The 19,831-nt window shown below is 62.7% G+C and carries 23 protein-coding genes and 1 tRNA gene; 11 read left to right on the plus strand and 13 right to left on the minus strand.

What is annotated here, in order from left to right; all coding sequences use genetic code 11:
* The coding region (locus tag LMTR3_RS09420; RefSeq protein ID WP_176721849.1) for an acyl-CoA dehydrogenase family protein at positions 1-184 on the minus strand (184 nt) is incomplete at its 3' end.
* A 185-nt stretch (positions 185-369) separates the two neighbouring features.
* Here LMTR3_RS09420 and LMTR3_RS09425 point away from each other — a divergent pair.
* Positions 370-1,038 carry a TetR/AcrR family transcriptional regulator gene (locus LMTR3_RS09425; RefSeq protein WP_065744815.1) on the plus strand — a complete coding sequence of 223 codons (669 nt, stop codon included), beginning with the start codon at positions 370-372 and terminating at the stop codon, positions 1,036-1,038.
* Positions 1,039-1,045: 7 nt separating this feature from the next.
* On the plus strand, positions 1,046-1,543 hold the full coding sequence (locus LMTR3_RS09430) for an Lrp/AsnC family transcriptional regulator (RefSeq protein WP_065745550.1): 498 nt from the start codon (positions 1,046-1,048) through the stop codon (positions 1,541-1,543).
* Between the two features lie 255 nt (positions 1,544-1,798).
* On the opposite strand, the gene LMTR3_RS09435 is transcribed toward LMTR3_RS09430, so the two are convergent.
* Positions 1,799-2,104: an ETC complex I subunit gene (locus tag LMTR3_RS09435; RefSeq protein ID WP_065744816.1), complete on the minus strand. Its 306-nt coding sequence runs from the start codon at positions 2,102-2,104 to the stop codon at positions 1,799-1,801.
* Between the two features lie 229 nt (positions 2,105-2,333).
* Here LMTR3_RS09435 and LMTR3_RS09440 point away from each other — a divergent pair, with 229 nt between their 5' ends.
* Positions 2,334-3,479, plus strand: coding sequence for an OpgC domain-containing protein (locus tag LMTR3_RS09440; protein ID WP_065744817.1), 1,146 nt, complete (start codon positions 2,334-2,336; stop codon positions 3,477-3,479).
* Between the two features lie 177 nt (positions 3,480-3,656).
* On the opposite strand, the gene LMTR3_RS09445 is transcribed toward LMTR3_RS09440, so the two are convergent.
* A complete protein-coding gene (locus tag LMTR3_RS09445; RefSeq protein WP_065744818.1) occupies positions 3,657-5,468 on the minus strand; it encodes a carbamoyltransferase family protein in 1,812 nt (603 codons plus the stop codon).
* 335 nt (positions 5,469-5,803) lie between these two features.
* Here LMTR3_RS09445 and LMTR3_RS36150 point away from each other — a divergent pair, with 335 nt between their 5' ends.
* On the plus strand, positions 5,804-6,088 hold the full coding sequence (locus LMTR3_RS36150) for a hypothetical protein (protein ID WP_084029503.1): 285 nt from the start codon (positions 5,804-5,806) through the stop codon (positions 6,086-6,088).
* Positions 6,089-6,219: 131 nt separating this feature from the next.
* Here the strand turns inward: LMTR3_RS36150 and LMTR3_RS09450 are convergent, their stop codons facing one another.
* The 3 genes from LMTR3_RS09450 to LMTR3_RS09460 form a co-directional block, all read right to left on the minus strand.
* The gene (locus LMTR3_RS09450; protein WP_176721850.1) at positions 6,220-7,227 is read right to left on the minus strand and encodes an amidohydrolase family protein; all 1,008 of its coding nucleotides are present in this window, start codon (positions 7,225-7,227) and stop codon (positions 6,220-6,222) included.
* A gap of 129 nt (positions 7,228-7,356) precedes the next feature.
* Positions 7,357-8,133, minus strand: coding sequence for a cyclase family protein (locus LMTR3_RS09455; RefSeq protein ID WP_065745552.1), 777 nt, complete (start codon positions 8,131-8,133; stop codon positions 7,357-7,359).
* A gap of 48 nt (positions 8,134-8,181) precedes the next feature.
* Positions 8,182-9,165 (minus strand): fumarylacetoacetate hydrolase family protein, encoded by a 984-nt coding sequence (locus LMTR3_RS09460; RefSeq protein WP_065744819.1) that lies wholly within the window; start codon positions 9,163-9,165, stop codon positions 8,182-8,184.
* A gap of 88 nt (positions 9,166-9,253) precedes the next feature.
* Between LMTR3_RS09460 and LMTR3_RS09465 the strand changes: the two genes are divergently transcribed.
* Genes LMTR3_RS09465 through LMTR3_RS09485 form a run of 5 tightly spaced genes read left to right on the plus strand, consistent with a single transcriptional unit; the run spans position 9,254 to position 13,218 of the window.
* Positions 9,254-10,177: an ABC transporter substrate-binding protein gene (locus LMTR3_RS09465; protein ID WP_245319815.1), complete on the plus strand. Its 924-nt coding sequence runs from the start codon at positions 9,254-9,256 to the stop codon at positions 10,175-10,177.
* A gap of 42 nt (positions 10,178-10,219) precedes the next feature.
* Positions 10,220-10,885 carry a GntR family transcriptional regulator gene (locus LMTR3_RS09470; protein ID WP_245319816.1) on the plus strand — a complete coding sequence of 222 codons (666 nt, stop codon included), beginning with the start codon at positions 10,220-10,222 and terminating at the stop codon, positions 10,883-10,885.
* A 4-nt stretch (positions 10,886-10,889) separates the two neighbouring features.
* Positions 10,890-11,693, plus strand: coding sequence for an ABC transporter ATP-binding protein (locus LMTR3_RS09475; RefSeq protein WP_065744821.1), 804 nt, complete (start codon positions 10,890-10,892; stop codon positions 11,691-11,693).
* Positions 11,690-12,454, plus strand: coding sequence for an ABC transporter permease (locus LMTR3_RS09480; RefSeq protein WP_065744822.1), 765 nt, complete (start codon positions 11,690-11,692; stop codon positions 12,452-12,454). Before LMTR3_RS09475 ends, LMTR3_RS09480 begins: the two co-directional genes overlap by 4 nt.
* The gene (locus LMTR3_RS09485) at positions 12,451-13,218 is read left to right on the plus strand and encodes an ABC transporter permease (protein ID WP_065744823.1); all 768 of its coding nucleotides are present in this window, start codon (positions 12,451-12,453) and stop codon (positions 13,216-13,218) included. Before LMTR3_RS09480 ends, LMTR3_RS09485 begins: the two co-directional genes overlap by 4 nt.
* Here the strand turns inward: LMTR3_RS09485 and LMTR3_RS36155 are convergent.
* The 4 genes from LMTR3_RS36155 to ubiT are packed head-to-tail and all read right to left on the minus strand — an operon-like array spanning position 13,142 to position 15,920.
* The gene (locus LMTR3_RS36155) at positions 13,142-13,477 is read right to left on the minus strand and encodes a DUF2249 domain-containing protein (RefSeq protein WP_084029505.1); all 336 of its coding nucleotides are present in this window, start codon (positions 13,475-13,477) and stop codon (positions 13,142-13,144) included. The genes LMTR3_RS09485 and LMTR3_RS36155 overlap by 77 nt on opposite strands.
* Positions 13,477-14,397 carry a ubiquinone anaerobic biosynthesis protein UbiV gene (gene ubiV / locus LMTR3_RS09490; RefSeq protein ID WP_065744824.1) on the minus strand — a complete coding sequence of 307 codons (921 nt, stop codon included), beginning with the start codon at positions 14,395-14,397 and terminating at the stop codon, positions 13,477-13,479. The genes LMTR3_RS36155 and ubiV overlap by 1 nt, the downstream gene beginning before the upstream one ends.
* A gap of 39 nt (positions 14,398-14,436) precedes the next feature.
* Positions 14,437-15,414, minus strand: coding sequence for a ubiquinone anaerobic biosynthesis protein UbiU (ubiU, locus tag LMTR3_RS09495; RefSeq protein ID WP_065744825.1), 978 nt, complete (start codon positions 15,412-15,414; stop codon positions 14,437-14,439).
* Complete coding sequence (gene ubiT / locus LMTR3_RS09500) at positions 15,405-15,920, minus strand: ubiquinone anaerobic biosynthesis accessory factor UbiT (RefSeq protein ID WP_245319817.1); 516 nt, start codon at positions 15,918-15,920, stop codon at positions 15,405-15,407. Before ubiT ends, ubiU begins: the two co-directional genes overlap by 10 nt.
* Positions 15,921-16,150: 230 nt before the next feature.
* Here ubiT and LMTR3_RS09505 point away from each other — a divergent pair, with 230 nt between their 5' ends.
* A complete protein-coding gene (locus LMTR3_RS09505; protein WP_245319818.1) occupies positions 16,151-17,647 on the plus strand; it encodes a UbiD family decarboxylase in 1,497 nt (498 codons plus the stop codon).
* Positions 17,644-18,219, plus strand: a complete 576-nt coding sequence (locus LMTR3_RS09510) for a UbiX family flavin prenyltransferase (RefSeq protein ID WP_065744827.1) — start codon at positions 17,644-17,646, stop codon at positions 18,217-18,219. Before LMTR3_RS09505 ends, LMTR3_RS09510 begins: the two co-directional genes overlap by 4 nt.
* A gap of 382 nt (positions 18,220-18,601) precedes the next feature.
* Here the strand turns inward: LMTR3_RS09510 and LMTR3_RS09520 are convergent, their stop codons facing one another.
* From LMTR3_RS09520 to LMTR3_RS09530, 3 genes are all read right to left on the minus strand, one after another.
* Positions 18,602-18,826, minus strand: a complete 225-nt coding sequence (locus LMTR3_RS09520; protein WP_065744829.1) for a hypothetical protein — start codon at positions 18,824-18,826, stop codon at positions 18,602-18,604.
* Positions 18,827-19,040: 214 nt separating this feature from the next.
* Positions 19,041-19,586 (minus strand): CAP domain-containing protein, encoded by a 546-nt coding sequence (locus tag LMTR3_RS09525; protein ID WP_502686629.1) that lies wholly within the window; start codon positions 19,584-19,586, stop codon positions 19,041-19,043.
* 115 nt (positions 19,587-19,701) lie between these two features.
* A tRNA-Pro gene (locus LMTR3_RS09530) sits at positions 19,702-19,778 on the minus strand.
* Positions 19,779-19,831: the final 53 nt, after the last annotated feature.

Here is a 19,831-nt window from a genome sequence, read left to right on the forward strand (position 1 = left end):
TGATACCGTGCAGGCCGAGCGCGCCGATCCTGGGCCAGAGGTCGCGCGGGAACTGATTGCTGCGGTCGATTTCGGCGGCGCGCGGGGCGATTTCATTCTGCGAAAACGCATGCACCGTCTCGCGGATAGCGTCCGCAGTCTCGCCAAGATCGAAGTTGAGAAGCAGCGCCCTGTTTGAGGCCATCGTTCCACCCTTGCGTTTCCTCGAATTAAACGATCATACGTTTTTTTACTATTCTCGCAAGCGGGACCTATTGAGGCTCAAATAAACGCTTCAGCAGATTGAAATTACTATCTTTTCGTGCCAGAATTATACGATCGCTTGCTCGTTTCCAGGGACGACGAACACCTTTCACTCTCAGAGGCCCAATGGCGCGGACGATCGGCTCACACGGCCCCAAGACGATGGAGGCGATCCGCAAGGCCGGGCTGCGCCTGATCTTCGAGCACGGCTACGCCGCGATGAGCCTGCGCCAGCTCGCGGCCGAAGTCGGGATCCAGTCAGGGTCGCTCTACAACCACATCTCGACCAAGCAGGAGTTACTGTTCGTCCTGATACGGGACCACATCAACGAGTTGCTGCGCCAGCTCGATCGCGCCTTGCAGGGGAAACAGAGGCCGGCCGACAAGCTTCGTGCCTTCGTCGCGTTTCACGTCAGCTACCACATGACCAAGAAGCGCGAGGTCTTCATCGCCAATTCCGAGCTGCGAAGCCTGGAGCCGAAGAACTACGAGGAGATCGTGGCGCTGCGCGGCGCTTATGAGCGGCGGCTTGCGGAAATTCTCACCGAGGGTGTCACAGAAGGCGAGTTCGAGGTCGTCGACATCCAGGTGGCGACGTTTGCGATTCTGTCACTCCTGACCGGCCTCACTGCCTGGTACCGGCCCGGCGGGCGGCTCACCAAGGAGGCGATCGTCGCCGCCCATGAGAAGCTGGTACTATCGGGCGTCGCTCCTGGCGCGACGCCTGAGCGGGCGCAAACCAAGCGCGCGCCCTCCCCTGATGTCACGGCTCACGGCAGGCCGGAGGGCGGATGAGGTGCCGATGACGGAACGTCAACCCCTTGACGAATTCGACCTGAAAATCCTGTCCGAGTTGCAAAAGGACGGACGCATCCGCAACAATGAGCTTGCGGACAGGGTCGGACTCTCGGAGCCTCCGTGCCGGCGGCGTGTTCGGTCCTTGCGCGAGCGCGGCTATGTCAGTGCCATCCGAGCCACGCTCGACGAAAAGCTCCTTGGTTACGAGGTTATTTCCTACGTATTGATTCAGTTGCAGAGCCAGGCTCAGACGACGTTGCAGGCGTTCGAAAAATCGATCGCGGCAATACCGCTCGTCCAGCAGAGCTGGCGCATTTCGGGTGACGCCGATTATCTGCTCAAATGCGTGGCGCGAAACGTCGAGGGCATGCACCAGCAGCTTCTGCAATTTTCAGCGATGCCCGAGGTCCGCAACATCAGGACCTTCCCGGTGCTTGGCGTCGCCAAGGATGCGCCGCTGCCGATATCCCCAAATCCGGCAACATCCGACCCGGCACGCTAGCTCTACTGCGTCAAAAGCCCCTCATGGTGAGGAGCGCCAACGGGTCCGCGCGAAGCGCGGCCCGATGACAGGCTCCGCGCGTCTCCGGACGACGCTTCGCATCGCCGGGCGAACCATGAGGCCCCATCTGTGGCCTACATCCTTCGAGACGCCCGCCCTACGGGCTCCTCAGGATGAGGGTTTTTAGGAGCTATGACGCAGTAGAACGAGCCCTCGCCTGGGCCGCGTCGCGACCGGAAAGCGTGCTGGCCGGGCTCAGTGGGTCCAGGGCTCGACGCGCTTGAAGGCGAAATTGTCGGCGTAAGCGGCCGGCCGGCGCACCGAATCCTTGGGCTCGATCACCTGGTAGGCGATGCCCTTGCGCTCGCAATAGGCGATCGCGTCTTCCTTGGTGTCGAAGCGCAAGGTGAGCTGCTGCTTCATGTCGGAGGACGAGGTCCAGCCCATCAGCGGCTCGATCGCCCGCGGCTGCTCGGGCTCGTAGTCGAGCTGCCATTCCTGGGTCTTTGCCCTTCCCGATTGCATCGCGTTCTTGGCAGGCTTGAAAATGCGGGCGGTCATTGGATGGTCGGGTCCTCAAGCGATATGCGACATGGAAGGGTTTGGTGGAAACGGCCGGGATAGTATAGAGACACCTTTCAGGAATTTGATCGGTGATTCCGGAAGCCCGGATGTACCATTTCCGTGCCGGTATAGTCATTATGCCGTACTGTGACAATCCAGGGCTATCCGGCGCCCGGGACCCGGTCTTGCGGCGCGATCTTACCGAAAGCATCACGAAGCGGCACCCATGAAAATCAACGCCACCCTGCCTGACAAAGGACGCGACCTTCGGCTCGACCTGTTTCGCGGGGTCGCGAACTGGTGGATCTATCTGGATCATATCCCGGATAACGTCGTAAACTGGATCACCGTCCGCAATTACGGGTTTAGCGACGCCGCCGACCTGTTCGTCTTCATTTCCGGCTATACTGCCTCGTTTGTCTATGCGCGGATGATGCTCGAACGCGGCTTCATTGTCGGCGCTACGCGGCTGACCAAGCGGGTTTGGCAGCTCTATGTCGCCCACATCATCCTGTTCGTGATCTATATCGCCTCGATCAGCTACCTCGCCTTGCGCTTTGGCGACTCGGAGCTGGTCAACGATTTCAATGTCGCCGTCCTGGTCGACAATGCGACCGAAACGCTGCGGCAGGGCTTGTTCCTGAAGTTCAAGCCGGTCAATCTCGACGTGCTGCCGCTCTACATCGTGCTGATGGGGCTGTTCCCGCCGGTGCTGTGGATCATGCTGCGGCAGCCCAATTGGACCCTGGCGGCTGCCATCGTGCTGTGGCTGGTGTCGCGGCAGACGGGATGGAACCTGCCCGCCTACCCGGTCGGCACCTGGTACTTCAACCCGTTCGCCTGGCAGTTGCTGTTCGTGTTCGGCGCATGGTGCGCGCTCGGCGGTGCCCGCAAGAACATGCACATCATCAACGCGCCGGTCACGCTGTATCTGTGCATCGCCTACCTGATCCTGGCGCTCGTCATGACAATGGCCGGCCGGTTTCCGACCTTCGGCGAGCTGTTCCCGCAGTGGCTCTATTCGATGTTCAACCCGAACGACAAGACCAACCTCGCGCCCTACCGCTTCCTGCACTTCGTGGCGATCGTGATCCTGGTGATCCGTTTCGTGCCGAAGGAATGGCCGGGGCTGGAGTGGAAGATTTTCGATCCGCTGGTGGTCTGCGGCCAGCAGTCGCTCGCCGTGTTCTGCGTCGGCGTGTTCCTGTCGTTCGTCGGGCACTTCGAACTGTCGATGAGCTCAGGCTCGCTGTTCGCACAGATCTTCGTCAGCATGACCGGCATCGCCATCATGACCATCGTGGCCTATTACATTTCCTGGTCGAAGCGGCAGGACAAGCCGCTGAAGCCGGCAGCGCCGAAAGCCGCCTGAGCGGCTTTCGGCTGAATCGTGGCTGGCCGTAGGGTGGGCAAAGCCACCGGGTCGCGCGAATGCGCTCCCGATGACAGGCTCCGCATGCCCACCATTCACACTGACGATCTCGGATAGATGGTGGGCACGGCGCGAAGTGCGCCTTTGCCCACCCTACGCGAGCTGGAGCCGCACAGTTCAGGCCGGCTGCGCGGTCGAGGCCACCAGCGTTCGCACGTCGGTGTAGATGTTGACCAGCGGTGCGACCACCTTGTGCATCGCGTTCTTCGATACGATCGTGTCGTGCATGACGAGATGATCGACGCCGGTGGTCAGAAAGCAGTTCACGGCATCCTGCGGCGTTTCCACGATGGGCTCGCCCTTGATGTTGAATGAGGTGTTGATCAGCACGGGAACGCCGGTCAAGGCCTCGAATTCCTTCAGCAGGCGATACAGCATCGGATTGGTTTCTTCGCGGACGGTCTGGACGCGTGCAGTCCCATCGACATGCACGATCGCCGGGATCTTGTCGCGCCATTCAGGGCGAACCGGCTTGGCGATCAGCATGAAGGGCGAGTCTTCCTCGCCTTCAAAAATTTCCTTCATGCGCTCGGCCAGCACGATCGGCGCAAACGGCCGGAACGCCTGCCGGTGCTTCACGCGGCTGTTGAGGATGTCCTTCATCTCACCCTTGCGTGGATCGGCCAGCAGGCTACGGTTGCCGAGCGCGCGCGGCCCGAATTCCGAACGGTCCTGAAACCAGCCGATCACCTTCTGGTCGGCGAGCAGTTTGGCGGTGTCGCGGCAGACATCGTCGCTCCTGACGGCGTCGACCTGGATCCGCACCAGAAACTTCTGCAACTCCTTCGCGGCATCCTGGTCGCTGTAGCGCCGGCCGACATAGGCGTGATCCATCACGAAGGCGCGGCGTTGCTTCAGGATTTCGAGCCAGCCGTAGTAAGCGCAGCCAATTGCAATACCGTCATCGCCGGCCGCCGGCTGGACCCAGACGTTCTCGAAGCCGGCTTCGCGGGCGACGCGCCCATTCGCCACGCAATTCAGTGCAACGCCGCCGGCCATACAGAGGTTCTTCGCGCCGGTGGTTTCGCGTAACCAGCGGGCGCGGGCAAGCAGCACGTTTTCGGTGTCGTCCTGCGTGCGCCAGGCCAGGTCTTCCCAGTGCCGCATCGCGGGGTGCTTTTCCCAGTTGCTGCTGCCGTCGAAGACGTAAGGCTGCTTGAATTCGGCGGTCCACTGCGGCACGTGCAGCTTGCCGTCATTGAGTTCGAGCAGATGTTTGACCTGGTCGCGGCGACCATAGGGCGCCAGTCCCATCAGCTCGCCGCATTTGTTCCAGTCACCGAAAATGTAGGTCGAGGCACGGCTGTAGAGCGCGCCGAGCCCGGGCATGTTGTAGAATTCATCGCTCAGGAAACCGCGGTCCGGCTCCATCCAGACCTTTTTCAGGCATTCCAGCGTCGTTCCGTTGAAGCTGTAATAGCTCTCGGATTCGCGCGCGAGCGGTGTTGCGGTGTCGCTGGCGGGAAAGGATTCCATGACGTCGGACCGGTAGCTGCCGACGCCATCGACGATCATCACGACGCCTTGCTCGAACGGCGATACCGCAAAGGCGCTGTAGGCGTGCGCCAAGTGATGGGAGATCGTGACCACCTTGTCCTGACGCGACAAATACAGCGGGTGCTTGGCTGCGTCGCCGCGCTCGAACTCCGGGAGAAAACCCGGCGCGTCGAAATAGACCAGCCGCTCTTCCATTTCCGGGACCGGCAGGATGTAGCAATTGCGCACCACCAGATCGACGTCGTCGAGCGTAATGCCTTCGGCTTCGAGGCAATAGTCGATCACTTCCTTGTAGAAGCCCGAGGCGTGCTTGGCCCGCGTGATCCGCTCCTTGGCGATCGCAAACGCAATGGCGCCGTCGCGCAACAAGCAGGCGCTGACATCATGGTCATAGGTGTTCAGACCAAGGACATAAGTGTGTTTTTCTGGCATGGGTACTCGTCAGGAGAGGATCGTCTTGCGCTGAAAAATGGAGATCGTGTCGACATCAAGTTATTGGCGTGGCGTTGCGGATTTTTTTCAATCGAAGTTCTGCAGTGCACAATCCCAAGTGTTCATCCAACATTCAGGAAGATGAATGCGCGCCGCAAGAATCCGCAGCAAAACCCACCGTAACTTGACCTTACCTGCCCTTCTTAATAAAGTCCCAGCTCGAAAGAACCTTGTGAAAATATTGTGTTAGCGCATCTGAACGGAAAGCATTCTCGCGCGTCTAAGTGAGATAGTGCCGAAGTCCAGATGTTTGGAAGTGACCGGGAGACTCTCGAATGGCTAAACGCTACAATATCCTGACCCGCTGCCTCGCAGCGCTGGCCTTGTTGTTCGTCTACGTGGCGAGCACCTCTGCCATTCTGGTGGGCGGGACAACCACGTCCGCAGAGGCGTACAGAGGCAGAGGTAGAGGTTATGGTCGCGGATACGGGCGCGGCTATGGCAGAGGCTGGGGCCGCGGTCGCGGCTATGGCTTCTATGGTGCTCCGCTTATCGTGGCGCCCCGTGCCCGTGGCCGCTGCTGGTGGAATGCCTACGGCCAGCGCGTCTGCAGGTATTGATATTAGACTCGATCGTCGTCGCTTCAGGCGGGATCCGAGACAAGATTCAGGCGTGCCGGACCACCGGCGCGCCTTTTCGTTTCGGGCGGAATGATTCCGACCACGCGATAAGCAGGCGGCGTGGCCTCGAACTAGCTTGCCAGCCGCGGAAGTAGCTTGAGCGCATTGCCGCGTTCGATCGACGTGATCTGTTCGTCCGTGAACACGCCCGCCTCGCGCAATCCCTTTACGTGATCGCTGCCGGTCCGGTATGGGAAATCCGTCCCGAACACGATCTGCGACGGCGGAATGAGCGACGCCAGCGCCGACATCGCGGCGTGGTTGGACGTCTGCGCGGTGTCGTAGAAGAAACGTTTGAGCTCCGCGAGCGTGCCGTCAGGTACGGTGTCCTTGGCCTTGGGTACCAGCAGAGGGTGCCGCACAAAGCGCTCGATCAGAAACGGCATCGTCCCGCCCGCATGCGAGAAGATCCATCGGATATCGGGGAAGCGCCTCGCGTTACCGGAGAAGACGATATCGGCGATCGTGCGCGTCGTGTCGGTGCCGAACTCGATCATGACGGGCGGCTGCGTCGGCGCCAGGTTCACGCAGCAATTGGCCGCGGTGGGATGGGTGTAGACCAGCGCCTTGCGGCGATTGAGCTCCTCCATGACCGGCAGGAACACCGCATCTCCGAGCCACTTGTCGCCATAGCTCGTCATCAAGGCGATGCCGTCGGCCTTGAGCGTGTCGAGCGCATGGGCGAGCTCGCGCAGGCTGCCTTCGGCGTCGGTGAGCGGCAGCATCGCGAAATTGCCGAACCGACCCGGATAATCCGCGACCAGCCTTGCGGCATATTCGTTCGACTCGCGGCAGAGCCTTCGTGCCGTATCGCCCTTGGTGAAATTGACCGCGGGCGTGGTGACTGACAGCATCGCAGTGGCGATGCCGGCCTTGTCCATATCGGCGAGCGATTTCTCGATCGTCCAGTTCTTCATCAGGGGATCGCCGAAGCCGCTGTCGTTCGACGCGGTCACGTAGGTTGGCGGCGAGAGATGATGGTGAACGTCGATCCGGAACGGCTTTGCGTCGGCGGTTTGTGCCTCCGCCCGGCCGCCACCGACCGCCGTCGTCAGGGCCAGTGCGCCGGCACCGAGCATGAAGCTGCGCCGGCTCGGTGCGGCGAATGACTGATTTGATTGACCACAGCAGAAGCACCCCCGTAGCGGGGCCGCGCGCAAATCCGTCATTCGTTCTCTCCCCGATTTTGTTGTTGTTGCGTGCAGCCTTCAGCCATCGAGGATGGCGACCGCGCGGGTCCAGCCGGCGGATGCGCGCTCGATCTTCACCGGGAAGCACGACACCATGAAGCCGGTCGACGGCAATTGTTCGAGATTGTGCAGCTTCTCGAGATGGCAATAGCCGATGTGGCGCCCGGCCTTGTGGCCTTCCCAGATCAGGCTGGCGTCCTTGGTCTCGGCATATTTCTTCGCGGTGTAGACGAACGGCGCATCCCAGCTCCAGCCGTCGATGCCGGTCAGGCGCACGCCGCGCTCCAGTAGATACATGGTCGCCTCGTAGCCCATGCCGCAGCCGGAGATGACGTAATCGGGCCTTCCATATTTGGCGCCGGCGCTGGTATTGACCACGACGATCTCCAGCGGCGACAGCGTATGGCCGATGCGCTTCAGCTCCGCTTCGACATCCTTGGCGGTCGCGACGTAACCATCCGGAAGATGCCGGAAGTCGAGCTTCACGCCCGGCTGAAAGCACCATTCCAGCGGCACCTCGTCGATGGTCCATGAACGCTCGCCGCGGTTCATGGTAGGATGGAAATGCCAGGGCGCATCCAGATGCGTGCCGTTGTGGGTGGAGAGCGATACCTGCTCCACCGCCCAGCCTTGGCCATCAGGCAGATCTTCCGCCTTCAAACCTTCGAAGAACTGCAGCATGCGCGGCAGCCCCTGCTGGTGATCGATGTACTGGATGGTCGGGTGGTTGCCGGGCGGATCGGCCGGCACATCGTTTTGCAGGGGGACGGAAATGTCGATCAATCTGCGCGCCATGGCGGTTCCTCGCTGGATGTTCTTTTTGGGTAGCGTCGCCGGAAGCAACTATTGCCGCTCGACCCGGTTCTTCAAGATGCCGATCTTTTCGACTTCGAGTTCGATGGTATCGCCATGTTCGAGATACCAGCCGAGTTCGAGCCCGCAGCCATTGCCGACGGTGCCGGATCCGATGAATTCGCCGGGCATCAGGGTCTCGTCCTTGCTGACATGGGCGATGATCTCCTCAAACGAGAATAGCATGCCCTCGGTCACCCCTTGCGAGCGCATCTCACCGTTGACACGTGCTTCCATCTTCAATTTGTAGGGATCGCCGATTTCGTCTGGCGTCACGATCCACGGGCCCATCACGTTGCCGCCGTCGAAACTCTTGCCTTTCGCCGGGCCTAGCCGTCCTTCCATTTCAATGCGCTGGGCGTCGCGTGCGGAAAAGTCGTTGAAGATCGTGTAGCCGAAGATGTGATCTTTGGCCTTGGCCGCGGAGATATTGGCGCCCTTGTTCTTGGTGATGATGCCGAATTCGAGCTCATAGTCCATTACCTGGCTGTAGCGCGGCCATTTCACCGTGGTGTTGGTGCCGCGCACGCTGAAGCGGTTGGTAATGTAGTAGATCGGCTGCTTGCGATAGACCTCCGGCAGTTCGCCGAGCGGCTCGGCCTCGATCCGCGCCAGTTCCGCCATGTCGCCCTTGGCGCGTGCGGCGAGCTTGAGCTGCCCGCGCGGGGCCTGCAGGATATGCAGCGGAAACGACATGCCGTCCCGCATCTGCCGCGGCTCCGGGACCGGCGCAAGAATTTCCGCCGTCGCCACCGGCAGCGACAAGCTCACGTCCTTGCCGTGCTCGTCGAACACCTTCGCCGCCCATTCGAGCGCGGCGTCGCCGGCATCGATCAACGCCAGCATCGATGCGAAGGCCGGGTTGGCGCTCCCGCTGCGGTTGGCAGCGGCCGCGAGGTCAAACAGAAGCGTGTCGCCCCCATGCACGATTCCGATCTTTTCCTGACTGCCGGATTTGAATGTCGCGAGTTTCACTGGATGCACCCCTTGTTTTCTTCCGAAATATATGATCAAAAAAAATATCGATAAACAAGACAGAAAAATGTGTAGTGGGGAGAACACCGTGAAAAAGGTCCTTGCCGCCCTTGCGGTCAGCGTGGCGCTGACCGGCACCGCCTTTGCGCAAGCCAAGATCCAGGTCGGCTGCACGGCGACTTCGGATTGCGCCTCGGCAATGATCGCGATCGACGAGGGCATCTTCAAAAAGCACGGGCTCGAGGTCGAGATGACGCCGATCGGCATCAACTCGAACATCCCGGCGGCGATCCTGTCGAATTCGATTCAGATCGGCGGTCCGACCTCGACGGTGTTTTTGCAGGCCGTCGACGGCGGGCTCGATCTCGTCGCCATCGCGGGTGCCACGATCATGAACCCGGTGTCGAACGGCAACATCACCGCCTTCGTCCGCAACGGCATCACCATCAAGGAGCCGAAGGATTTCGTCGGCAAGAAAGTCGGCGCGCCGGGGCTAAACGCCTTCCTGCATGTGCTGTTCGTGAAATGGCTGGTGGAGAAAGGCGTCGATCCCAAGGGCGTCAATTTCGTCGAGGTCACCTTCCCGACCATGGCCGACATCATCAAGTCCGGCGGCGTCGATGCCGTGCTGACCGCCGAACCGTTCGTAACGCGCATGACCAATGCCGGCCTGGGCTCGGTCGGGGCGCGCTATGCGGTCGAACTGGCGCGCACCGATCCGATCATCTTCTATGCTGCCTCGCGCGAATGGGCGGAAAAGAACACCGCGGCAGTCAAGAAATTCCGCGATGCGCTCGCCGAATCCGCCGCGATCGTCAACAATGACCGCGAAAAGGCGTCGAACTCGATTGCCAAGTTCACCAAGCAGCCGATCGAACTGGTCAAGGCGACGCCGCCAAACCGCTCCGAACCGGCACTGAAGCCCGAGCAGCTCTCCTGGTGGATCGAGGTGATGTCGTCGCAGAAGATGCTGCAGTCGAAGCTCGATACATCGAAATTGGTTTTGAAGTAACGGATCGCGATGCCAGCCTCCGAGCGCCAACCAAACCGACCGATGACCGAGGCCGCCACGCTGAGCGAGCGCGCGGCCTTGCTGGTCGAGCAGGACATTCTTGCCGGTCATCTGGCGCCGGGATCGCGGCTCGGCATCGTCGATTTAGTTCAGCGCTACGAGATCGGCGCCACCCCCTTGCGCGAGGGATTATCGCGGCTGATGTCACGGGGACTGATCGTGGGCATCGGGCAGCGTGGCTTTCGCGTCGCCGACGTCAGTCGCGAGGATCTGCTCGACATCACTACCATGCGCACGGCAGTCGAGGTCGAGGCCATCAGGCTCGCCATTAGCCACGGCGACGATGCCTGGGAGGCCGGCATCGTCAGCGCATTGCACCAGATGCGCCGCCACATCGAACGGACCGGCGATGAATTCCGCGAAGGCGCGGAGGATTTCGACCGGCTGCACAAAGGCTTTCACACCGCCCTGCTGGCGGCGTGCGGCTCGAAGCGCTTGCTGGCGGCCCATTCCGATCTCTACGACCAAGCCTATCGCTACCGCCGCGTGATGATGCGTTCCGTCGACAGCGGCAAGAAGTTCGTCCGCGCCCATCAATTACTGGCTGATCGGATCATCGCGCGCGATATTCCCGGGTCTCAGGCCATGCTGACGGCACATCTGCGTTCGACGATGGATTTCGTTTATCCTCCAGGCAACGAGAGCTGACATCATGGCAAGCGCCGCAAAACGCCTCGAAGTCTTATCCGGCGCTGCCACGCCGCAGATCGCATTTGACGGCGTCACACTCGTCCTCGGCGGCAAGACCATCATCGAGAATCTGAGCCTCGGCGTGCAGCCCGGTGAATTCCTCTGCATCGTCGGCGCCTCCGGTTGCGGCAAGACCACGGCGCTGCGGCTGGCGGCCGGTCTCTACCAGCCGACCAGCGGCAAGGTGAATTTCGACGGCCAGCCGATGCGCGAGCCGCGCCGCGAGATCGCGATCGTGTTTCAGGATTACGGCAAGGCACTGCTGCCGTGGCGCACCGCGGCGGGCAATGTCTCGCTGGCGCTGGAAGCGGGCGGCATGACGTCGGCCGAGCGCCCTGCCCGCATCGAGGAACTTTTGCGCACGGTCGGCCTGCCCGACCATGCCAGCAAATACCCGTCAGAAATGTCAGGCGGCATGCAGCAGCGCCTGCAGATCGCCCGCTGCCTGGCGCAGGAGCCGAAGACGCTTCTGATGGACGAGCCGTTCGGGGCGCTGGATGCGATGACGCGGCAGGGATTGCAGGATGAGGTACTATCGCTAGTGGCAGCCAGCGGCGCTACCGTGATCTTCGTGACCCACGACCTCGACGAAGCCATCTATCTCGGCGACCGCGTCATCGGCCTGCTGCCGCATCCGGGACGGATCGGCATCGAACTGCCAGTCAACCTGCCGCGCCCGCGCGATCAGTTGTCGACCCGCGAGCATCCGGAATTCCTGCGGCTGCGGCGGCAATTGTTCGATTTCATCAAGGCCACCGAGCAGTGAGGGCGAATTCCGCCAAAGCGCTCGTGCTGCCGCTCGCCGTGCTGGTCGCGTTCGAAGTCTGGGCACGCGCCACCCATCTGCAGAGCGACAGCCTTGCGCCGCCGAGCGAGATCGTGATGGCGCTGTTCGGCGCCTTCGCCGATCTCTCGATCCTGGCGGCGACGCGCGACACGCTGTTTTCAGCTTTCGCTGGACTTGCGATCGGTACCACCATCGGCTTGGCGTTCGGCATCGCCTTCGGGATTTCAGATACGCTCGATCGACTAATGGAAGTAACCGTCGAGGCCATCAGGCCGATCCCCTCGATTGCACTGTTACCGATCGCGCTGATCGCGCTTGGTTTTGGCTACCGCATGGAAATCGTGATCGTGGCGTTCGCCTGCGTCTGGCCGGTCCTGATCCTCTCGCGCGCCGCCGTGCGCAGCATCGAGCCGCGGCTGATGGAGATAGCGCGGGCGCTGCGGCTGCCGCCGGCACAGCGGGTCTGGAAGATCATCATCCCGGCGGCGCTGCCGCGGATCTTCGTCGCCTTCCGCCTGTCGGCCGGCATCGCGCTGATCGTCGCCGTGACGGTCGAAATCGCGATCAACCCGCTGGGCCTCGGGGCCGGCATCATGCTGGCGCAGCAGGCGCTGCGCCCGGACCTGATGCTGGCCTATCTGGTCTGGATCGGCGCCATCGGCTACGCGCTGAATATCCTGCTGGTCGTCGCCCAGAACCGCCTGTTCGGCCGCGCCGCGTTGAGCGGAGACGGCGCATGAACCGCGCGGCCCTCCTCTGGCGCGTGGCAAGCTTTGCAGTTGCTGCCGGCTTCGTCGCGCTATGGCAATTGATCGCCAATTTAAAACTGGTCTCGCCGGTGTTCCTGCCGGGACCGGACCGGGCCTGGGCCTCGCTGGTGCGCGGGTTTTCCTCCGGCGATCTCTGGAGCAAGCTCGCCGGCACGCTCGAACACATGGCCTATGGCTGGCTCGCCGCCTCCATTGCCGGCATCGCGATCGGCGCAATCATTGGATCGTCGCGCAGGATGCGGACCTATGTCGCGCCGTCGCTGGAGTTTTTACGGCCGCTGCCGGTCTCGGCGATCATTCCGGTGGCGATCGCCATGCTGGGGCTGACCCAGGCGATGGCGCTGTTCGTGATCGCCTTCGGTGCGATCTGGCCGATCATGCTGGCGACCATCCACGGTTTTGCGGCGGTCGAGCCGCGGCTCTACGAAGTCGCGCGGTCGCTGCAGATGTCGCGCCTCGCCGTGATCTTCAAGATCGCGCTGCCCTCCGCCAGTCCCGACATCCTCGCCGGCATGCGCCTCAGCCTGACGGTGGCGCTGATCCTGTCGGTCGTCTGCGAAATCCTGGCCGGCCTCGACGGGCTCGGCCATTGGGTTCTGCTGTCAGCCCGCGCGTTCCGCTCGGCCGACCTGTTCGCCGGTGTCATCCTGCTTGGCGTCACCGGTTACGTGACGTCGGTAGCGATGTCGCTGGCGGAGCATCGGCTATTGGCGTGGCAAGCGGCGCAACGCTAATCGATGCCCCCTGACCAAGGCGCTCCAGCCGAACCCGCCAGACCTCCGGCCCCTCCTCCAGATAGGTCCATCGAAAACGATCGCCGTAGCGCATCTCGAACTGATGGCGCAGCGGCCGTGGCGGATGGTCTGCAATCAGTTGCAGCGTTGCTTCGGGCATCAGGTTTTCGAACAGCCGGACGATGATCTCATGGCGGAATCTCGGCTCGATTTCCCGCACGTCGATGACGCGTTCGGATGGACTGCTGGGTTGCGACATTAAAGGCTCCTGACGGTGTTGGCGCTCACCAGCCCTGGCGATTTCGCCGTGGTGGCGCGCGCTCTGAGAAAATCGTTGGTCGTCGGAACGTCTGGATAAATCGCCGCCAACTCCCGGAAACCTCGCTCCGGCGGCATCTTGCCATCGAGCACTTCACGGAACGTGCGGATCACGGCAACCATGTCGCAATGCTGTGGCGACAGCCTCAACGAAGCAACGTTGGCCTGCACGAGATCGTCGAGATCCAGGATCAGGTTGGTGCAGGCGTGGGCGAGCGTCTGAACTCCGTTCACCACCAGAAAACGCTCGTCGTCGAGCGTGTCCACCGGTAAGCCATCCGGATCGGCGGCGCAGACAAAACGGCAGTTGTCCTTGGCAAGCTTGTGCAGGCGCGCGTGATAGCACCGGGCCGAGATTGCCAACGGCGCCCGGCCGAACGCGAACACCTCGATCTCGGCCTGCGGTGTCGCTGCCGCAATGGCCGCAATCGATTTTAGCGGCAATTCCGGCGGCAGGCAGATGCGCCGCGCGCCCTGCGCGGCGAACCATTGCGCCGTGCCCTCATTATAGACGTTTACGAACGGCCCGACGACATGCGGCCGCCCGGCGAGATGGCAGATGCAGGAAATGTCGTTGGCCTCGACGAGCCATTCGCCGGCTTGTGCCAGCTCCGCGGTACGCTTGCGTTCCCGCTCCAGCGTGACCAGCGCCAGCGAACTCACCAGCACCTCCTTCCCTGCCGCGGTCAGCCGCTCGAGCACCGCCGGAAAATGATCGTCGAAGAACGGCATCCGCTTGGAGCAGACCACCTCCCCCACCGCCACCGCATCCACCGCGGACTCGTCGGCGATGCGAAAATAGAAGTCGCGCCAGACGTCCGGCTCCCAGTTGAACAGGACGGGGCCCAACGTGAGCTTCATCGGAGTTGTCGTCGTCATGTCTGCATCACCGATTCTTCGCTATCGCCAGTTCTTGCGGTAGGCACCGAGTGTCGAGCTCTGCCCTTCGGTCAGGGTGGCCAGGCGATCGGCCGGCGGCTTCTCGCCCACATCGAGCGCATCGAGTTGTTCGCGAAAACCGCGCACGACGCCCTCGATATAGGCTCGGCTGCGCTGTCGCCCCTCGATCTTCAGCGCGGTCACGCCGGCGGCGCGCAGACCGGGCAGAATGGCTGCCGCGTCGAGGCTGACGGGATCCTCGAACAGGTAGCCCGACCCGAGCGAAGTCTTGAAGCGGCCCTTGCAGAGGGTCGGATAGGCCGCGGGCTCACCTTTGGCAAAACGATTGATCGTAAAATCGCCAAGTCGCGACACCAGCGTTCCCCCCTCCTCGCGGTAGGTGACATGGCTGGCCGGAGAACAGACGCCATTCATGTTTGGCGACTGCCCCGTCACGTGGGAAGACAACGAACAGCGGCCCTCCGCCATCACGCACAATCCGCCGAAGATGAAGACTTCGGTCTCGCAATCGATCGCGCGGGTGATCGCCGCGATTTCCGAGACCGTGAGAACGCGCGGCAGTACGACACGCCTGACGCCGAAACGGCGCACATAGAAACCGATCGCATCGGGATTTGATGCCGCGGCCTGGACGGAAAGATGCAAGCGCTGATCCGGGTGGGTGCGCGCCGCATAGTCGATCAGGCCGACATCGGCGATAATCAGCGCGTCCGCGCCCGCAGCCACCGCGTCGTCGACTGCGCGATGCCAGAGCGCCTGGGCACCAGCCGTCGGAAATGTGTTGATGGCGACCAGTACCTTGACATCGCTCCGATGGGCATAGGCAATCCCCTCGGCCAGTTCGCGACGGCTGAAATTCAGGCCTGGAAAGTTCCGCGCGTTGGTCGCGTCGGCAAAACCGCAATAGGCCGCATCGGCGCCGGCATCGACGGCGGTGCGCAGCGCGGCCGGCGTCCCCGCCGGACAGATCAATTCCATGTTCGCGCCCCCTCATGTTTCGCGGCACCCGCGACGTCCTTCAACCGCAGGAGCGCTCCGGCCAGCAGCCTTTCGCTCAAGGGCGCCAGCGGTCCGAACAGGGCGGCCGTGTCCGCGACGAGATCCACGCCCGCATCGTCGATCGCGTTGCGCAACGCGAGCACCGCCTCGACGTCGCCCTCGACCACGAGATCGCGCGAGAAGAACAGCGCATCGCCGTCATAGGAGCCGTCGATGAGTCCCAGGAGGGCCAACAGGGGTCCGGCAATCCGGACCGGAATGCCGGCGGGAAGACTCCGTACCGCGACCAGGCTCGGCGTTTCCGGGTGCGGCGCCAGCACGAACGAAAATGGCAGATCGGAAGGCTCGAGCCCAAAGCGCTTGTGCGCATGCTCGCCGAGCCGCTCAAAAATATGCGGATGGCGCGCCACCACCGACCGCAGCACCAGTGATAACGGCAACTGCAATGGGCCAAGCGGCAACGGCTGCAGGGTGCGGGTAATCAATCGCGGAAGCGTCGGTACTGGTGGCATTCTTACGCAGTCAGCCTCATTTGCGGGGGCACGTGGCGACCGGAATGGCACGTCCATCGTCGTGCTGCATAGCGTCGGGGCCGACGCCCCATCTTTGTCCTGGAACAAGGACGGCCGCAAAAATCTCGTGGAGGGGTTCGCTTTTAAGTGAGGTGTCCGTGCCCCGACGCGATTTGCCGCCATTCCGCGATCTCAGAAGTTTCATGTCCCATCTGGAACGCGAGGGACGCCTGGTCCGAATTCGCGAACCGGTGTCCGTCGTGCACGACATGACCGAGATTCACCGGCGGACTTTGCGTGCCGACGGCCCGGCTCTGCTGTTTGAAGCGCCGATCATGCCCGATGGAGCCCCGGGCGAAATGCCGGTGCTGGTCAATCTATTCGGCACGAAAGAGCGGACCGCTTGGGGCTTCGGCGTCGATCCGGCGGGGCTCGGCGCGCTCGGAGAGATGCTGGCGGAGCTCCGGGAGCCGCGTCCGCCCCGCGATTTCGCCGACGCGATGTCGAAAATTCCGCTCGCGCGGGCCGCCATGACGATGCGGCCTAAGACGATTCATGCGCCGCCGGTACAGGAGATCGTATGGCGCGGCGAACAGATCAATCTCACCCGCCTGCCGGCGCAAATCTGCTGGCCGGGCGAACCGGCACCCCTGCTCACCTGGCCACTGGTCATTACCCGGCCGCCGGACGATGAGAGCGGAGACGAGATCAATGTCGGCGTCTACCGGATGCAGGTGATCGGCCGCGACCGCGCCATCATGCGCTGGCTCGCCCATCGTGGCGGGGCGCGCCACCATCACCGGTGGCAGGCGCGAGGAGCGGACATGCCGGTGGCGGTGGCGATCGGCGCCGATCCCGCGACCATCCTCTCTGCCGTCCTGCCCCTGCCTGAAGCGCTGTCGGAATTCCGTTTCGCCGGGCTGATCCGCGGCGAACGGCTGCGGCTCTCGCCCTGCATCACCGTGCCTCTGATGGCGCCGGCGGACGCCGAGATCGTCATCGAGGGACTGGTTTCGCCGAACGAGACCGCGCCGGAAGGGCCGTTCGGCGATCACACCGGCTACTACAATGCCGTGGAGCATTTTCCGGTGATGCGGGTGACCGCCGTCACGATGCGCCGCAATCCGGTTTACCTGTCGACATTCACCGGCCGGCCCCCGGACGAGCCATCGCGCATCGGCGAAGTGCTCAACGAGCTGTTCGTTCCGCTGGTCAGGAAGCAATTGCCTGAAATCGTCGACCTCTGGCTGCCGCCGGACGCCTGCTCCTACCGGGTCGCGATCGCGTCGATCGACAAGCGTTATCCGGGCCAGGCACGCCGCATCATGCTTGCGCTGTGGTCGTTGCTGCCGCAGCTCACCTACACCAAGTTCCTGATCGTCGTCGATGCCGACATCAACGTGCGTCGGTGGGCGGATGTGGCTTGGGCCATTTCGACCCGCTCCGATCCCTCCCGCGATCTCGTCACGCTTGCCGACACACCGATCGACTATCTCGACTTCGCGTCACCGAAGGCGGGCCTTGGCGGCAAGCTCGGAATCGACGCGACCCGCAAGACCGGCGCCGAGACGACGCGCGAATGGGGCCGCGTCCTTGAGATGGACGCGGCCGTCGTCACCCGCGTCGATGAGCTATGGCAACGCCTCGGCCTGACCCAGGCGCTGTCGCAAGGGGCGCTTTCGCAAGGGAGGGCGCCATGACGGCGCGGCGGCGGATCGTCGTCGGCATCAGCGGCGCGTCGGGCGCAGCCCTTGGCGTGCGCGTCGTCGAACTGCTGGCCGCGACCGGCCAATGCGAATTGCATCTCGTGGTCACGCCCGCCGGCGAGCGGACGTTGGCCCATGAGGTCGGCGACGGTGCCCTGCCACGCATCGCAGCGATGGTGGCGCGCCATCATGCGAGTGCCGACATCGGCGCCAGCATCGCCAGCGGCTCATATCGAACCGCAGGCATGATCGTCGCGCCGTGTTCGATCCGGACCTTGTCCGCCATCGCAGCCAGCGCCACCGACAATCTGCTGGTACGGGCTGCCGACGTCCAGTTGAAGGAGCGGCGCAGGCTGGTGCTGATGGTGCGCGAGAGCCCCCTTCATCTCGGTCACCTGCGGGCGATGGCGGCGGTGACGGAGTTCGGCGCGATCGTGGCGCCGCCGGTGCCGGCGTTCTACGCCCGGCCGGCGACCTTGGCGGAAGCAACCGATCACATCGCGCGCCGCGCGATCGGCTTACTCGATATTGATCTCGGCATTTCCATGCGCGAATGGCAAGGCTAACGGCAGACCCGCCGGAACTAGGGCTGCGAGGCGCGCTCCGGAACGGCCGACGACGAGACGCTCGCCCGGAGGCGCTGCGGTTCCTGCTGAAGCCAGGATCGCCGCCTCTCTGCGCTCAGTAGATCTCTGCCGACACGTCCGACCCAGCGCCACAACGCCCGGAGACTGAAGGTGACGAGCACCTCGTGGTGCCGCATCCCCTTGCCGCCCTTGACCAGCCCGAGATCGCGAATGATGCAGTACGTCCCGCTGCTCATGCGGGCGAACTTCGCATCTCGAAAATGATTGCGCACACGCGACAACATGCGTGCAGCATGCACCGCGGATCGATTTCGTCAATCTTGACGGCCGTCGAATCAACCTCGCCGGGATACGAAAGCCGTCAGAGCGTTGCGTTGTTGTTGCGTTCGCCGATGCGATACAGTTGCGCGGTCCGAACCGGCATGCGACCCAGCACCGCGCGCCGCTCGTTCATGCGCTCGCTCGGCGAATCCGGCTGCGCAAAGCACTCAAGGATCTGAATGCGGATTTCCTCCGCGAGCGGGCCTTCGACCCGACGCATGCGATTCCAGAGCCGGATGATCTCCCGTTGCTTCTCGACATCCATTGGTCACCTCCAAACAACGACCAAAGAGAACATAACAGGAACGATATTGCAAGCCACGAATTCGCGGCCGGTGTCACAAGTCATGAAAGCGAAATTGCAAAATCGAAAGATCGCGCGCACGCGTGGGCGTTATCGATAACGGCGTCCGTCACGCCTCGGATAAACCATCACTGAGCGCCGCGAAGGCAGCCACTCCGAGATCTCGGTTTCAACTCTAAATGCAGAGGCCGAGAATCTTCAGTCGGCAGGCCTCCGCCGCGCGCGATTTGGACTTCGCAGCGTTTGCCTGCTTTGAATCCTTCGGCGAACTCTTCGGCGAACTCTTCGGCGTCTTGGGACGCTCATAGTCGCCTGCGATCACCATGGCCCAGTACGTACGACCGGTCCGCGCGCTTTTTACGCTGGCAACACCTACGCGCGTTGCGCCGGGCAACAGGAGGTTCTTCCGGTGCCCGGACGAATTGATCCACTGGTCGAGGGTTTTGGGAAAGCCGTCGTAGCCGTACGCAATGTTCTCTGCGGCCCGGCCTGCGCCCGCCGGGCCGACACGCGTATTGAACCGGCCAAGGACATCGTGATCCAGTTTGTCCTTTGCGGCCATCGCCTCGGCTTGATCGTGTGCGATCCGTGTGAGAGTCGCATCCAGGGCTACGCGCTTCTGCCCGTGCTTTAGCCGAAAATCAGAAATCATCTGCGCGGGATTGGCCGCCGCCGGCCGGCTCGCTGCGGCGGCAAAACAAATCACCAGCCCCAGCAGCAGGGCCTGCCGCACCAGAATGACTGTCTTCCTACCAGCCACAATTGTTCCCCTGCCCCTCCCCAATTGTGCTGGGAAGACTCAATCCGAAAAAGACGTCGCAAGTCATTGATTTTATTGGTCGGGGCAGCTGGATTCGAACCAACGACCTGCAGTACCCAAAACTGCCGCGCTACCAGGCTGCGCTATACCCCGATCCGACGCTGGAAATGCTCGATACACGCTAAACCCGCAGCCATCAAGGCGAT

Source organism: Bradyrhizobium sp. LMTR 3 (assembly GCF_001693485.1).
Classification (GTDB): Bacteria; Pseudomonadota; Alphaproteobacteria; order Rhizobiales; family Xanthobacteraceae; genus Bradyrhizobium.